The organism is Pantoea sp. FN0305 (genome assembly GCF_050113845.1).
In the GTDB taxonomy this organism is placed as follows: Bacteria; Pseudomonadota; Gammaproteobacteria; order Enterobacterales; family Enterobacteriaceae; genus Mixta; species Mixta alhagi.
In genome coordinates this window covers 260,469-274,528 of the sequence record NZ_JBNJSN010000003.1, presented here as the reverse complement: position 1 = coordinate 274,528, position 14,060 = coordinate 260,469, and the positions used below count along the sequence as shown (strand labels likewise).

Below are 14,060 nucleotides of genomic sequence, written 5' to 3'. Positions count from 1 at the left end.
CAGCCTGGCTGTGCCCTCGTTGCTCGCCGTTAAACCGCATCGGCAGCGTGCGCATTATGGCATTGCAGCATAGGCCTTAACCACCGCGGCAACCACTTCGCTATTAATATCAAGACCGGAAACCTGTGCCAGCGCAGCCTGCGGACCCGCTGATTTCAATAGTGCTTCCAGCTCCTGCGCCTGCGGATCCTGCGCGCTGCGATAATGCATGGCGGCAGCGATGCCTTTCACCAGATTATCGTGCGGTAGCTGATACTCCAGCGTGCCCAGCGTAGGCTTGATCAAACGGTCACCGGCGCTGAGCTTACGCAGCGGCTGACGACCAACGCGCTCTACGTCATCTTTCAGGTAAGGGTTTTCAAAGCGGCCCAGGATCTTGTCGATATAGGCGGCATGTTTCTCCGGGTCAAAACCGTAGCGTTTGATCAATACTGCGCCGCTCTCCTGCATCGCACCTTTAACCACTGCGCGTACCGCCGGATCGAGGATAGCGTCGCGAATGGTTTGATGCCCGGCCAGCTGTCCCAGGTAAGCGGTAATCGCGTGACCGGTGTTCAGGGTAAAGAGCTTACGCTCAACAAACGCCATCAGGTTATCGGTGAGTTCCATGCCCGGGATGGTGGGTAACTCGCCTTTGAACTGGGTTTTATCCACAATCCATTCGCTAAAGGTTTCGACAGTAACCGCCAGCGGATCGTTGCTGCCCGCTTCGCCCGGCGGCACGATACGGTCTACGGCAGAATCGACAAAGCCGACGTGCTGCTCAACCCAGGCGTGAAGATTTTCCGGCAGGGCGGCCAGCACATGCTGTTTTAGCTGGCTGGTGCCACGCACCATATTTTCACAGGCGATAATATTTAACGGGCGGGAATTAGCGCTATCACTGCGTTTGGCCAGGCCGCGCGCGATACTGCCAGCGATGCGCTCCAGAATCTGTGGGCCAACCGCCGTGGTAACGATATCAACCTCGGCAATCAGGGCGATTACCTCATCGCTGGTACTATTTACCGCGCTAACGCCGGTGACCATCTCTACCTGCGCCTGTTCACCGACAACGTGAACCGGATACTGGTGGCGCGCGTTCAGCGCATCAAGCACGGCCTGGTTCACGTCGGCGAAAATCAGTTCAATACCGGCGTCTGCCAGCAGCTTGCCGATAAATCCACGACCGATATTACCGGCACCGAAATGTAATGCTTTCATCGTTGCTAAACCTTTAAACAAGAAAAGGGTAAGGGGCCGACGTGGCCCCTTAATTTAAGTAAGCGATCAGGCGGGCTGACCGGTTAGCAGATCCAGCACTTCCTGCACGCTGGTGGTGTTGGCCAGACGCTCAATGACGCTTTCATCATCCAGCGCGTTGGTCAGGCTGGTGATAACCTGGATATGCTCGTTGTTACGGGCGGCAATACCAATCACCAGGCGGGCGATATCTTCTTCTTCTTCGCCGAAGCGTACGCCCTGCGGATACTGGCAGAACACCACGCCGGTTTTCAGCACGCGATCTTTCGCTTCAACCGTTCCGTGCGGCACCGCAATGGATTCGCCCAGATAGGTTGGCGTCAGTTTCTCACGTTCCAGCATCGCATCGACATATTCCGGCTCAACATAACCGCCTTTCACCAGCTGCTCACCGGCAAAGCGGATCGCCTCTTCTTTGTTGGCGGCGTGTTGACCAAGGAAAACGTTGCTGGCACCCAGCTTAAACAGATGTTCGTTGCTGGTGTCGTAGCTGTCGCTCAGGGTAGCCGTTACCTTTTCACGATGGCTGGCACTGCGCTGCGCTTCTACCAGACGTGCGGTTAAATCGCTGTACAGACCGCTGTCGAGGAAGTTATTCAACGAAATATGCTGTGCGTGCGGTGCCTGGCGCATGGCGCGCTCGGTCAGGTCGCGGTGGGTGATCACCAGGTCAACATCGCCCGGCAGGGCATTGATGGCGGTATTGGTGACGGAAATCTGCGTCAGCCCGGCATCCTGCACTTTCTTACGCAGCACGCCGGCGCCCATCGCGCTGGAACCCATACCGGCATCGCAGGCAACGATGATTTTACGCACGTGGCTCAGATCGCCGTTCATCGCGGCAGCAGCAGGCGCACCCGCCTGACCTTTAGACTGCGCTTTCATATCCTGCATACGGCGGGTTGCCGCTTCGATATCGTCTTCGTCTTTGACTTTGCTGGTTTTCAGCAGAATTGCGGACACCACAAAGGAGACGGCGAAAGCAGCCAGAATAGCGGCGATGTTGGCGAAGTAGGCCCCTTTTGGCGTCATCGCCAGGACGGCAAGGATCGAACCCGGGGAAGCCGGAGAGACCAGGCCGCCGTTGAGCAGCGTCAGGGTGAAGACGCCGGCCATACCGCCGAGGATCACCGCCAGCAGCAGGCGCGGCGCCATCAGCACATACGGGAAGTAGATTTCGTGGATGCCGCCCAGGAAGTGAATAATGGCCGCTCCGCCAGCAGACTGTTTCGCATTGCCTCGACCAAAGAACATATAGGCCATCAGCACGCCCATGCCCGGACCCGGGTTCGCTTCAATCAGGAAGAATATGGATTTCCCGGCTTCGCTGGCCTGCTGAATGCCCAGCGGCGAGAAGATACCGTGGTTAATGGCGTTATTCAGGAACAGAATTTTCGCCGGTTCCACAAAGATAGAGGTCAACGGCAGCAGGTTGTTCTGCACCATGACATTCACGCCAGCGGCAAGAATACGGGAGAGACCTTCCACCAGCGGACCAATGGCGAGAAACGCCAGAATAGCCAGCAGCATGCCGATAATGCCGGCGGAGAAGTTGTTAACCAACATCTCGAAGCCGCTTTTAATTTTACCCTCTACCGCGCGGTCAAAGGCTTTGATCGCCCAGCCGCCCAGCGGACCGGCAATCATGGCACCAAGGAACATCGGCATATCGGCACCAACGATCACGCCCATGGTGGTGATAGCGCCAACTACGCCGCCGCGATCGCCGCCTACCAGGCGGCCACCGGTATAACCGATCAGCAGTGGTAGCAGGTAGGTAATCATCGGGCCAACCAGTTTCGCTAACGTTTCGTTAGGTAACCAACCGGTAGGAATAAATAGCGCGGTGATGATACCCCAGGCGATAAACGCACCGATATTGGGCATCACCATATTACTCAGAAAGCGACCAAAGCTTTGAACCTTGACCTTGACTGATGAGGACATAAAAACACACCCCTTATTGTTACGCGCTGACAAATAAGAGAGCGCGTGATTTTGTTAAGATGCTTCGGCGGGGAGCCGTCGAATTACTGTATGCAGGCGGACTCTAGCACGCGTTTATGACGCTGCGTAGTGAGCCACCTGATGTGAGAGAGATCACGCTTTTGGGGGAGGGAAAAGGGCGTTTTTCGTGAGTAGGATCACATAAAGAGGCTTCCTGAAAAGCGCTATGCTGAAATAATCACCGCACTCACGCGGGTTTATGTGATTAAGATCACAGTTTATTGCTGTTAGTTTGTTTCTAAATTGTGATATTGATCACAATAAACTTTTGGATAAAAATGCGGCAGATCACACTTTTGCCTGGACCGAAATGCGGGTGCCGAAATGTATAGGGCACCCGCTGTGGTTTTTACCGTAGCCCATTCTGTACGGCGTTTTGCGCCTGCGTCAGCGCCTGCGCTTTCGATGATACGTTGCTCATTAACGTATTGTACTGGCTGGCCTGCTCCTGGGTAGGGAACTGCACACCGTTATCATTAAAGGAAACGCGCGTTCCCTGCTGTTGCAGAAAATCACCTGCCTGCACCACATCCTGACTCAGCGATTGCAGCGCTGGCAGCAGCGGCTGCAGGGTAGCTGCCGGTTGTGTAACGACCTGGGTATAGGCGCGATCGTAAATTGACTTCAGATCGTCAGGCTGTTTCAGCGCGGCTTTGCTGCTGTCCGCCTGGCTTTTCGCGTTTTGCAGCTGCTGCGCCAGCACGCTCAGCGTACCGCTTGCCTGACGCAGCGCATCGCGGCGCGTCAGATAATCCTGCGGAACACGCAGCGCGGACAGCTCGTCCACTACCGGACGCAGACCCTGGTCCACCGCTTTGTTTATCTGTTGTGAAAAGCCATAAATAATGGCGTAATCGCTGGCGTAATTACCAAAGCGCTGTTTTTGATCCTCACTCAGCGCAGGCAAATGTTCGCCGCTGCGCATGACGGTATTCTGTAAAAAATCACTAAAGGCCTTGCGCTGTTCACCCTCTTTATCACCGCAGCCGGTAAGCTGCAGGATGACCAGTACTGCTGCCAACGGCAGCCACAGACGCGTCCAGCCGCGGGAAACTCCGGTCGCCATAGCGTTTACTCCTGTAAATTAACAAACTCACTGTTTAATAAGGCCGCATCTCGCCGCCTTTTTAAGGTGTCTAAAGCATAGATCAATGCGATTAGGCTGAATATGGGGAAGAATGAATTAATCACGAATTATCGTGAAGTTAGCGATTTCGTGTTTGTGATAACTCTTTTTAAGCAGAATGCAGGCCTGGTAAGGCGCTAACTGGCGGCACGGCTAAAAGCCGCCAGCAAGATCAAAAAATTTTTTAAAATTGGGCGGCAAAACCCCAGGAATCATCTAATAATTAAATTCCCGATTGATGTTGCACAGTTCTGACCCCTTCATTTATGCAACAAACCGGCATTCTGAGCCTGGGCTTCAGGTTCTTATCTCTGTTTTCCTTCACGTTGTTCAAAGTGAGTTTTAGGAGTTTGCTATGGAAGTAAAAGACCCCATGGTTGAGTTACTTAGCAGTCTTGAACAAATTGTATTAACACGGAATGTCGTTGGTGCCCCTGTAGCGCAGCAAGAAAAAACGGTTTCAGTGCCAGAACCACAACGCCTGCGCGAAATGACCGGTATGAAAATTGATGAATTTGCCCGCGTGATGGGCGTGAGCGTCTCTTCAGTGAAAAGCTGGGAAGCGAGACGCACCCGCCCATCAGGTAGCGCCCAAAAGCTGATGCAACTGCTGCACTCCAATCCTTATCTGGGGCGACAGCTGCTTGACTGAATGCACAGAACGTTGAAAACCCGCCTGATGGCGGGTTTTTTATGCCTGACGCTCAGACGGGATGATGAATCAGCGGATCTGTCTGAGGTGCGGTGGGAGGGATGAGATATGATGTTGTATCAAGCTCTGCCCGTTCAGCTATCGCCCAGAGATCGCCGGTTGCCGCTGGCAACACAAAACCAGCAGATGTCAGCGCGTCATCGGGTAATGATGTACTTTCCCTGTGCGATGCGTCCTCCACAAGCCCCTGATCCAGTCCGAGGTCGGCCAGCGTTAAGGTCTTCGCCGATAGCATGGCGTCAGACGTGCCGGTATTGAACGTCAGCGACGTTTCATTGGCGATGGCCCATTCGCCGCTATCGGGATCGTTGAAATAGATGCCCGCCTCTAAGCGATGCTCGCCGTCGGCAATGCCCGCCAGCTCGCCTGCCGGAATGGCCACTTTCCAGTGACCGCTGCTGTCAGTGGTGGTCTCCCAGCGTAAATTATCCAGGGTAACTACAACCTGTTGACCGGTCCAAAAATAAAGGCTGGTGCCGCTGAGCACCTGTACGCTGTCCACTTCGCTCTGGTCGATAATGTCGTCGCCCAGCGGGTTTATCAGCATTTGCGGGGTATAGGCTCTGCTACCTTCATCCTCGGTAAATTCCAGATTTCGGGCAGTAACCACATTGTGTTGCCCCGCCTCGCCCAGCGTGACGCGAACGATTTGTGCATCATAGCTGTCCAGCGCCTGCATATCTTCGGCGGGGATCGTCAGGCTCCAGCGTGGATTAGTGTCATCGCCCGTCAGCGTGGTTTGATAGTGCTTGCTATGGAACTCTATGTTTACGCGCGTGCCCAGCGGCGCGGCGCTGGCGTCCAGCACACCGCCGCTAAGGGTCAAACCCTTGTCATAAACCTCGAAAGAGGTGATCAGATTTTGTCCGTCTACCGTATCCAGAGTAGCGCCAAATAGCGGCGCGTCGGTATCGGTATTCAGCGTCAGGGTGCTGGTGTCGCTTAGCTCGCCCCACTGTACCTTTATCGGAACCTCGCCATCGGGCAGGGCGCGAATATCCTGATCCGGGATCCAGACCATCCAGCTACCGTTGGTTACCTGTGCGCTATAGCTTTTGCCGTTTAACGTCAGGTTAATATCGCTCCAGTCGTTGCCGGTAAAAGTACCGGTAATCAGATAATCTGGTCGGATATCGTCGGTACGGATAATGACATCATCGCCCCAAACTGCATCAAGCCGCACATAAGGGCCGTCAGGTGGCACCGCCGGATCGAGATTAATGTAAACCGTATCGTCAGCGCTGTCGCCGTTGGCGTTGTTCCGCACCGTGGCTTCAAAAATAACGCCGCCGGTACGTAGCTCAGGGACTTTATCTGCCGGGATCGTGACCTGCCATTGACCCTGATGTACTTCCCCGGTCCAGGCCCAGTCGCCCAGCTGTAGCCAGACTTCACTGCCGTCGGAGATGTTGGTAGCACTGCCGCTGACCACCAGGCCGCTCAGTTGGTCAAGCGTCAGACGGCTATAATCTTCCAGCGAATCAATCGTCAGGGAGGCAACGTTTTCTGTGGCGTTGCCCGGTTCGATAGTGACCCAGTGCTCGCCAGTCAGCGGGCCGCCGTTGAGGGTTGAACCCGGAACCGTGACTTCTATGCGTAGCGCACCCGCCGGTAAATTTTTCAAATCATCGGCAGAGAGAGAAACGCGCCATTCGCCCGTTTGATCAACAATACCGAAAAAGGCGTTATTGCCCAGCGCATCGGGGAAGCGTAACTCAACCAATTGTCCGGCTGGCACATTTAAACTATCCCCGGTGATGGTCAGCTCCGTCTGTTTTTCGCGTGCGTTGATGATGTCATCGCCGGAGACAGGATTAATCACCACTCTGGTTTCGCTGCCGGTATCGATGCCGCTAAAATAGATGGTTTTGCTGAGTTCAGCGGTTTCGCCCTGTGCATTGGTGATGCTCAGTACCAGCGGTATCTCACCAGTTGGCTGTGATAACAGATCGTCAGGGGCAACCGGCAAACGCCAGTCGCCATTTTCATCTATCCGCGCCTGATAGCGCAGATCGCCAAAGGTGATATTCAGGTAGCTGCCAGCCGCGACGTTAGTGACATGACCGGACAGCACTTCTGTTAGCAGCGCCCACTGGATGTCATCGGCGTCAAAGTTGTTGTAAGGCACATCGAGCGTGATATACGGCATGGTTAATGATTCACCGACGGTAAATTCGCGTACCGTGGTGGCGGTTTCGCGTAGATCTTTTACCCAGGCGATCAGCGTGGCAGGGCCATTATTCAGCTCCGCCAGATCGCTGGCCGGGATCTCCGCCTGCCAGTGATTATTTTTTACCGTTGCGGCATAGATATCGTCTCCGAGCTGTACCCAAACCTCTTTACCGCTGGCTACATTGGCGGTGGTGCCGCTGACGATCAGACTGCTTTGCTGCTCAATTGCCGTCAGCAGATCATCGCCAGTGATACTGTTGACGTTAATCTCTGCCGCATACGAGGTACCTTTTTCGTTGGTTACGGTAAAGGTGCGCTCGTCGCTGCTGTAGCTGTCGCCATAAATACTCGGTGCGCTAACAGTAAGGGTATGCTCGCCGGGCGTCAGGTCTTTCATCATTTCTGGCGTGAGCACGCTGCTCCATGCGCCGTTGGCATCTACCGGCACTTGCCAGCTTTTTCCCTCCAGCGTGATGGTCACCATCTCGCCTTCCGCTACCCGCTCCGTCAGGCCGGAGATCACCTGGCCGTGCATCTTTTCCCGTCCGATCAGTTCATCATTCCCGGCAATAGGGCTAATGGCGATACCCGCCGCGCGGCCATCTAACATATCAACAACCGACACCTTACGGATTTGCTCGGTGGCGTAGCCCTGGTTGTTGGTCACGCTGACCACCAGATCGTGAGTGACGCTGGGATCAACATTAATCAGGTTGGTAATCGTTGAGGGCGACAGGGGAATACGCCATTCGCCATTTTTATCCACCAGACCCTGATAAGTCTGGCCGTTAAGGGTAACCTGAACGTAATTGCCGCTTTCTACATTGCGCGCGGTGCCAGAGAGATTGGCGAAGGCGTAATAGTCAGCGGGGGAGGTGGCAGAGAAGCCGTCTTCAAACAGAGGATTAATAGTAAGGCAGGGTTTTTTGCTCATGATTATCGTCTCGTATGCAGGGTTGAGGAGGAACGAGCGATATCAGATATAATCAAGCATCTGCCAGCAAGCACGCTTTTTTGCTGGCATAAACGTCTGATATAACGGCTTAAGTCAAAAAATAATTCCGTTGATAATCACAAGGGTCACTCTGCACTGGTTGTTTTTTAATCAGAAAAGTGACCGCACTTTATTTATCACTGGAACCACTGACGCAGCGCGATTATCAGAATTGCCTCAGCATGATGGTCAGAGCACATATTTTGCCGCCTGACGAGTAAACCAGGCTTCCGGCACGTTGTAAGGCTTTTCGCGCAGCTGCGCCATGCCTTGTTCTATTGTCACCTTCGCCTGCTGCCAAAGCGTGGCGTCACCCTGCTGTAGCAAGCCGATCTGCACCTGTTTTTCCACCAGATAAATGCGTGCGAAATCGGGGTCGTACTGCACGATAGCGCGCGTGTTATCAATGATATCTGCCAGCTTAATGGTTTGTGCGTCCGGCGCGGCGTCGGCAGTATGACGAAAATGCGCCACTTTACGCGCTGCCCGATTTTTTGCCTGCGGCTGGCTGCTGTCGGTCAACATGCCGACCAGCGTAGCGACCTCAGCGCCAAATTGCCGTTCAATATCCGCAAGCGTAGTGCCGGTATCTTCCACAGTGTCATGCAGCCAGGCGGCGGCCAGCATATGTTCATTATCCGTAACGCTGCGCACCAGCTCTACTACCGCCGCTGGATGAACAATATAGGGTTCATCGGTATATTTGCGGCGTTGTCCGGCTGCGGCGTGCACTTCGGTGGCATAGCGTCTTGCCTGTTCTTCCAGTGATTGCATCTTACCCTCCTGGCCTGGTTTAAATATCGCTTGCAATTATGTAGTGTACTATTTAACTTGTCACGCATGAGTAAACATCAAGATGACAAAAAAGCTTCGGGTGCGCTACTGTCGCTGGATAGCCAGCTCTGTTTTGCGCTCTATTCCGCCAATCTGGCGATGCACAAGCTTTACCGGCAGCTGCTGACGCAGCTTGATATTACCTATCCACAATATCTGGTGATGCTGGTGCTATGGGAGCGGGATGATATTACGGTTTCCGACATTGGCGAGCGCCTGTTTCTGGATTCCGCCACGCTGACGCCGCTGTTAAAAAGGCTGGAAGCGGCAGGGCTGGTACTGCGCCAGCGTTCGAGACAGGATGAACGCCAGGTGGTGGTCACCTTAACCGAAGCGGGGCGGGCGCTGCACGCAAAAGCATTAAGCATTCCTGAAGCGGTAGTCTGTGCTGCGGAGTGTGATGTCGCGACGCTACAGGATATGAAAGCACAGTTGAACAGGCTGCGCGATAGTCTCATCCGTTAGCCGTCTACTTTTCAGCCACTGACAACGGTAGTGGAAGCAACTAAGATCTATAATGCCGGGCTTATTAAATAGCTCGCGATTTAATAGCGAATAAACCAACCAGAGGGTTATCTATGTCATTAGAAAAAGTCGTTTATCAGGCAAAAGCAAAGGCAACGGGCGGACGTGACGGTCGCGCTACCTCTTCTGACGGCGTGCTGGACGTAAAACTGGGCGTACCCAAAGAGATGGGCGGCGCAGGCGGCGAAGCGACTAACCCGGAACAGCTGTTTGCGGCAGGTTACTCCGCCTGTTTCCTCGGCGCGATGAAGTTTGTGGCCGCGCGCGATAAAATCAATATGCCGAAAGAGGCTTTTATCGAAGGCGAAGTAGGTATTGGCCCGTTGCCGACCGGTTTTGGTATTGAAGTCACGCTGAATATCCATCTGCCGGGTATGGATCAGGCAGAAGCGCAAAAGCTGGTGGACGCCGCGCATATCGTTTGCCCTTACTCGAATGCGACCCGCAATAACATCGATGTCACTCTAAATATCATCAACTAATACAGCCTGGCGAACGCCACTTTTTGCGCGTTCGCTCTTTTATTTGCCGCTAATTCCCGTCTATTAAGGGTGTGCTTTCTGGTTACGATGGCGAAATTTCGCTGATCCGGTCGGCTAATTGTGGTTAACTGGCAGCGCTTCACCGGAAAAGGTTCCTTTTTCCGTTCAGAATCCTCTTGTTCATCACACAAAATGAATATTGCGATTACCGGTGAGAACTCTGGCGCAACGAAGCGGTCTGAAGAATGCTCGTAAAGTAACTGCTACGCCGGGAATATAGAAGGTCGAATGAATTATATAAAATCACTTACTCAGCAAAAACTCTCTCTTTTGCTGTCACTCTACATTGGTATTTTACTGAATCTCCCCATATTTTATCGTCGGTTTGATCCTTTCCTCAGCAAGTCTACTTTTTCTGACTGGCTATCAGCGGCGGCAGAAGTCGTTGCTATCGTTTTGCTCACTTTCTTCCTGATGCGTTTGCTGTCGCTGGGCGGAAAACTTTTTTACCGTATCCTGGCTACCATGCTGGTGCTGTTTTCCGTGGCCGCCGGTTACTATATGGCCTTTTTTAATGTGGTGATTGGCTACGGTATCATCGCTTCAGTGATGACCACCGATACCGATCTCTCTAAAGAAGTGGTGGGCTATCAGTTTGTTCTGTGGATGGTGCTGGTCAGCGCGTTACCGCTGCTGATGATCTGGCGTAACCGGCTGCGCCTGACATTAATCGAACAGCTTAAAACGCCCGGTCAGCGGATCAGGCCGATAGCGATTATGCTGCTGGCGGTCGCGCTGGTCTGGCTGCCGATTCGCTATTTTGACAAGCTGCAAAAAGCCAACGAAGAGATCACTAACATCGATCTGCCCAGCTATGGCGGCGTGGTGGCGCACTCTTATTTACCCTCTAACTGGCTGTCGGCGCTGGGTCTGTTTGCCTGGACGCGCATCGACGAAACCGTTGACGGGCAAGAGCTGCTCGATCCGGCGAAAAAATTCACCTACGTGGCCCCGCCCGGTATTGATGATACTTACGTGGTGTTTGTGATTGGCGAAACCACCCGCTGGGATCACATGGGGCTGCTGGGCTATGAGCGCGACACCACCCCTAAGCTTTCCCATGAAAAAAATCTGGTGGCTTTTCGCGGTGAGTCCTGCGATACCGCTACCAAGCTCTCGCTGCGCTGCATGTTTGTTCGTGAAGGCGGCACCATGGATAACCCTGGTCGGACGCTGAAAGAAGAGAATATCTTCGCCGTATTGAAATCGCTGGGCTTCAGTTCAGAGCTGTTCGCCATGCAGAGCGAAGTCTGGTTTTACGATAATACCCATGTCGATAACTTCGCTTTTCGCGAGCAGATTGGCTCAGAACCGCGTAACCAGGGCAAGGCAGTGGACGATATGCTGCTGATCCCGGAGCTGAAAGCCTCGCTCGATCGTCATCCCAACGGCAAACATCTGGTGGTGCTGCATACCAAAGGTTCGCACTATCTCTATTCGCAGCGCTATCCGCGTAGCTACGCACGCTATACGCCAGAATGTATGGGCGTGGATGAGGAGTGCAGCAAAGCCCAGCTAATTAACGCCTTTGATAATTCCGTGCTTTATACCGATACCGTGCTGGACAGCGTTTATGATCAGCTGCGTGATAAGAAAGCGATTGTGTTTTACGCTTCCGATCACGGGGAGTCGATCAGCGACAATATGCATCTGCATGGTACGCCGCGCGAGATGGCACCGCCGGAGCAGTTCCGCGTACCAATGATTGTCTGGGCCTCTGATAAATATCTGGCCGATGCGCACAATAAGCAGGCTTTTGAACGTTTGCAGGCACAGCAGCGCATTGGGAAAACCCATCGTCACGTTGAGTTCTTCGATACCATTCTTGGCTGTCTGGGTTATACCTCGCCGGATGGCGGGATCAAGGCGGCGAATAACTGGTGTCAGGCTCCTGCGACCGTAACGAGCAGCAAAAGTTAACCCGCAGGGCGCACCCCGCCTGAGTGAATGCTTTTCATGCAGTTGATGCGCGCTGCATGAAAAAGTCATTGACGCCTGACGGCGACCTCAGTAAGATGCGCCCCCATCGGCGAGTAGCGCAGCCTGGTAGCGCAACACGTTCGGGACGTGTGGGTCGGAGGTTCAAATCCTCTCTCGCCGACCAAATTCCCAGCCCCAGTCAGCAATGACTGGGGTTTTTGCGTTTCAGGGCAGCGATCTTTATAAGACCTGGCTCAAAACCACGGCTTTTTTTTCCCCGTCACGTTTCTGGTTTCCTCGCTCTGCGATAACGCCTTTTTGTGTTCTGAAAAAGGATTTCAATGAGCAGGAAATATCATGACCCCATGGTGCTGCATCCCAATCGCCTGTTTACATCAGTTGGAACCTGCGGCACCAATCAACCCAGTGAAGTGAAAAAGCTACAGCGTATGGTGATGAATGCCGGTTACCGGCTCGCCACTGGACGCAGGCTGGCTATTGATGGCGTTTGCGGCCAGCAGACTTTAGAAGCGATCCGCTGGTATCAGCGCCTGCTGAATCTTTCACCTTCCGGATTGGTTACGCCTGTTTCCATCTACTTTATGGATGCGTTAAAAGCGATGTCGCCCGATAACCAGCCGCATCATCCAGGCGGTTTACTGCGGGTGAGTCAGGGACAGTTCACCTTTGATAACGAAGGGCTGGACTACAACACCGCGACGGTGCCATACCGGGCAACGCCAGCCCCCTGGTTTTCACGTGTGCTGCACTGGCCGGGAGGGGATTCCGGTGTCACGTTAGGACGGGGGTTTGATATGAAACTGCGTAGCACAGGCGAAGCCTACAGTATGTTGCGTCAGGCTGGACTGGAAGAGCATAAGGCGGTGATCTGTTCCCGTGCGGCAGGCCTGAGCGGCAGGACGGCGCAGCAGTTTGTCACGGTGTTTGGCCCAATGGTTGGAGAGATTACCCATCAGCAGCAGATTCAGCTGTTTGAGATAGTTTATCCCAGATATATCAGCTTGGCTAAAGGCTATTATATTAGATATACCCAGAAGCTACAGATTATCCCTGATGCGATTAGCTGGGATGCAATGGACCAAAAAATAAAAGATGTTTATATTGATATCGTTTATCAGGGTGTCGATAATATAAAAAAGTTAACTAAGGCGGCGGCGACAAACAACAGGAAGGAGTTGATTGCTTCGATTGAAAAAAGCGATTTATACATGAAATATGAGAAGGAAAGGAAAAGAATATGCCATCTTTTATAAGTTGTTCTGCCGGTATAGCTATAGTTTTTTTGTTTTTTAACAATGCCGTCAATGCAACAATGCCGTTTGATAAAGGTTTTTCTTATTGTTTTTCGTTACCACGTAATGCCGTTGAAAATGGTCAGGAAGATTGTAAGCGCAGGGTTTTTGAGGATTCCAATAATGCACTTAAAAAGGAAGAGAAAAAATTAAAGGCATATATATATCAAAATTATGATAATCCATGGTTGCTTGATGATACAGAAGGTACTGGAATAGAAATAAAAGATGTCTTTTGGCAACGATTCAGCTTATCGCAAAAAAAATGGCAGGAATCGAGAGATGAATTATGCTCTGCCGAAGCATCGTTACCCGGCTCATGGGCAAGTGCTGCGGGAGATATAAGAATCTCATGCATAATAACCATGAATCAGCGTCGAATTGATGAAATCAACATGCTTTATCATCCGGAATTAGAGAACCGATAGTTTTATGCCATTTCCCGGACCATTATCTAAAGTTATGACGCGCGCTCAGGCCATAACTTCCTCTTTTGCCCCTCAGGCGCCACCAGCGCAGGAAAACCAGCATTAATCGCGCTTTTATCCTTTCGCTCACCGTCACATCTGGCTTCTATGCTTAATTCGCTCTACGCATAACTTATGGCCGAAGATTGCATATTGCCGTTTTCTTGTGCCGATATCGCAGCATTTTTAGCTAGCTCTTTGACTGA

At 52.7% G+C, this 14,060-nt stretch carries 11 protein-coding genes and 1 tRNA gene; 7 read left to right on the top strand and 5 right to left on the bottom strand.

Annotated elements, in window-relative coordinates:
- Positions 1–54 precede the first annotated feature (54 nt).
- The 3 genes from mtlD to ACQE3Y_RS08245 form a co-directional block, all read right to left on the bottom strand.
- Positions 55–1,203, bottom strand: coding sequence for a mannitol-1-phosphate 5-dehydrogenase (gene mtlD / locus ACQE3Y_RS08255; RefSeq protein ID WP_426981398.1), 1,149 nt, complete (start codon positions 1,201–1,203; stop codon positions 55–57).
- 66 nt (positions 1,204–1,269) lie between these two features.
- Positions 1,270–3,189, bottom strand: coding sequence for a PTS mannitol transporter subunit IICBA (locus tag ACQE3Y_RS08250; RefSeq protein ID WP_426973889.1), 1,920 nt, complete (start codon positions 3,187–3,189; stop codon positions 1,270–1,272).
- Positions 3,190–3,598: 409 nt separating this feature from the next.
- On the bottom strand, positions 3,599–4,315 hold the full coding sequence (locus ACQE3Y_RS08245; RefSeq protein ID WP_426973890.1) for a DUF3053 domain-containing protein: 717 nt from the start codon (positions 4,313–4,315) through the stop codon (positions 3,599–3,601).
- A gap of 415 nt (positions 4,316–4,730) precedes the next feature.
- On the opposite strand from ACQE3Y_RS08245, the gene ACQE3Y_RS08240 reads away from it, so the two are divergent.
- Positions 4,731–5,027 carry an HTH-type transcriptional regulator gene (locus ACQE3Y_RS08240; RefSeq protein ID WP_426973891.1) on the top strand — a complete coding sequence of 99 codons (297 nt, stop codon included), beginning with the start codon at positions 4,731–4,733 and terminating at the stop codon, positions 5,025–5,027.
- Positions 5,028–5,079: 52 nt separating this feature from the next.
- Here ACQE3Y_RS08240 and ACQE3Y_RS08235 read toward each other — a convergent pair whose 3' ends face one another.
- Together ACQE3Y_RS08235 and ACQE3Y_RS08230 are read right to left on the bottom strand one after the other, a co-directional pair.
- A complete protein-coding gene (locus tag ACQE3Y_RS08235; protein ID WP_426981397.1) occupies positions 5,080–8,193 on the bottom strand; it encodes a hypothetical protein in 3,114 nt (1,037 codons plus the stop codon).
- A 249-nt stretch (positions 8,194–8,442) separates the two neighbouring features.
- The gene (locus ACQE3Y_RS08230; protein WP_426973893.1) at positions 8,443–9,027 is read right to left on the bottom strand and encodes an HD domain-containing protein; all 585 of its coding nucleotides are present in this window, start codon (positions 9,025–9,027) and stop codon (positions 8,443–8,445) included.
- Positions 9,028–9,093: 66 nt separating this feature from the next.
- Here ACQE3Y_RS08230 and ACQE3Y_RS08225 point away from each other — a divergent pair, with 66 nt between their 5' ends.
- The 6 genes from ACQE3Y_RS08225 to ACQE3Y_RS08200 all read left to right on the top strand — a co-directional run bounded on the left by ACQE3Y_RS08225 (position 9,094) and on the right by ACQE3Y_RS08200 (position 13,815).
- Complete coding sequence (locus ACQE3Y_RS08225) at positions 9,094–9,552, top strand: MarR family winged helix-turn-helix transcriptional regulator (RefSeq protein WP_426981396.1); 459 nt, start codon at positions 9,094–9,096, stop codon at positions 9,550–9,552.
- Between the two features lie 113 nt (positions 9,553–9,665).
- Positions 9,666–10,094, top strand: coding sequence for an organic hydroperoxide resistance protein (locus ACQE3Y_RS08220; protein WP_426973895.1), 429 nt, complete (start codon positions 9,666–9,668; stop codon positions 10,092–10,094).
- A gap of 288 nt (positions 10,095–10,382) precedes the next feature.
- Positions 10,383–12,074 carry a kdo(2)-lipid A phosphoethanolamine 7''-transferase gene (gene eptB, locus ACQE3Y_RS08215; protein WP_426981394.1) on the top strand — a complete coding sequence of 564 codons (1,692 nt, stop codon included), beginning with the start codon at positions 10,383–10,385 and terminating at the stop codon, positions 12,072–12,074.
- A 107-nt stretch (positions 12,075–12,181) separates the two neighbouring features.
- A tRNA-Pro gene (locus ACQE3Y_RS08210) sits at positions 12,182–12,258 on the top strand.
- Between the two features lie 157 nt (positions 12,259–12,415).
- Positions 12,416–13,348, top strand: coding sequence for a peptidoglycan-binding protein (locus ACQE3Y_RS08205; protein WP_426981392.1), 933 nt, complete (start codon positions 12,416–12,418; stop codon positions 13,346–13,348).
- Positions 13,333–13,815, top strand: coding sequence for a lysozyme inhibitor LprI family protein (locus tag ACQE3Y_RS08200; RefSeq protein WP_426981390.1), 483 nt, complete (start codon positions 13,333–13,335; stop codon positions 13,813–13,815). Before ACQE3Y_RS08205 ends, ACQE3Y_RS08200 begins: the two co-directional genes overlap by 16 nt.
- The last annotated feature ends 245 nt before the right edge of the window (positions 13,816–14,060 follow it).

Coding starts and splice junctions, on each gene's coding strand:
- ACQE3Y_RS08250 (WP_426973889.1), bottom strand. CDS start 3,189: ATGTCCTCATCAGTCAAGGTCAAGGTTCAAAGCTTTGGTCGCTTTCTG.
- mtlD (WP_426981398.1), bottom strand. CDS start 1,203: ATGAAAGCATTACATTTCGGTGCCGGTAATATCGGTCGTGGATTTATC.
- ACQE3Y_RS08200 (WP_426981390.1), top strand. CDS start 13,333: ATGCCATCTTTTATAAGTTGTTCTGCCGGTATAGCTATAGTTTTTTTG.
- ACQE3Y_RS08235 (WP_426981397.1), bottom strand. CDS start 8,193: ATGAGCAAAAAACCCTGCCTTACTATTAATCCTCTGTTTGAAGACGGC.
- ACQE3Y_RS08205 (WP_426981392.1), top strand. CDS start 12,416: ATGAGCAGGAAATATCATGACCCCATGGTGCTGCATCCCAATCGCCTG.
- ACQE3Y_RS08240 (WP_426973891.1), top strand. CDS start 4,731: ATGGAAGTAAAAGACCCCATGGTTGAGTTACTTAGCAGTCTTGAACAA.
- eptB (WP_426981394.1), top strand. CDS start 10,383: ATGAATTATATAAAATCACTTACTCAGCAAAAACTCTCTCTTTTGCTG.
- ACQE3Y_RS08225 (WP_426981396.1), top strand. CDS start 9,094: ATGAGTAAACATCAAGATGACAAAAAAGCTTCGGGTGCGCTACTGTCG.
- ACQE3Y_RS08245 (WP_426973890.1), bottom strand. CDS start 4,315: ATGGCGACCGGAGTTTCCCGCGGCTGGACGCGTCTGTGGCTGCCGTTG.
- ACQE3Y_RS08220 (WP_426973895.1), top strand. CDS start 9,666: ATGTCATTAGAAAAAGTCGTTTATCAGGCAAAAGCAAAGGCAACGGGC.
- ACQE3Y_RS08230 (WP_426973893.1), bottom strand. CDS start 9,027: ATGCAATCACTGGAAGAACAGGCAAGACGCTATGCCACCGAAGTGCAC.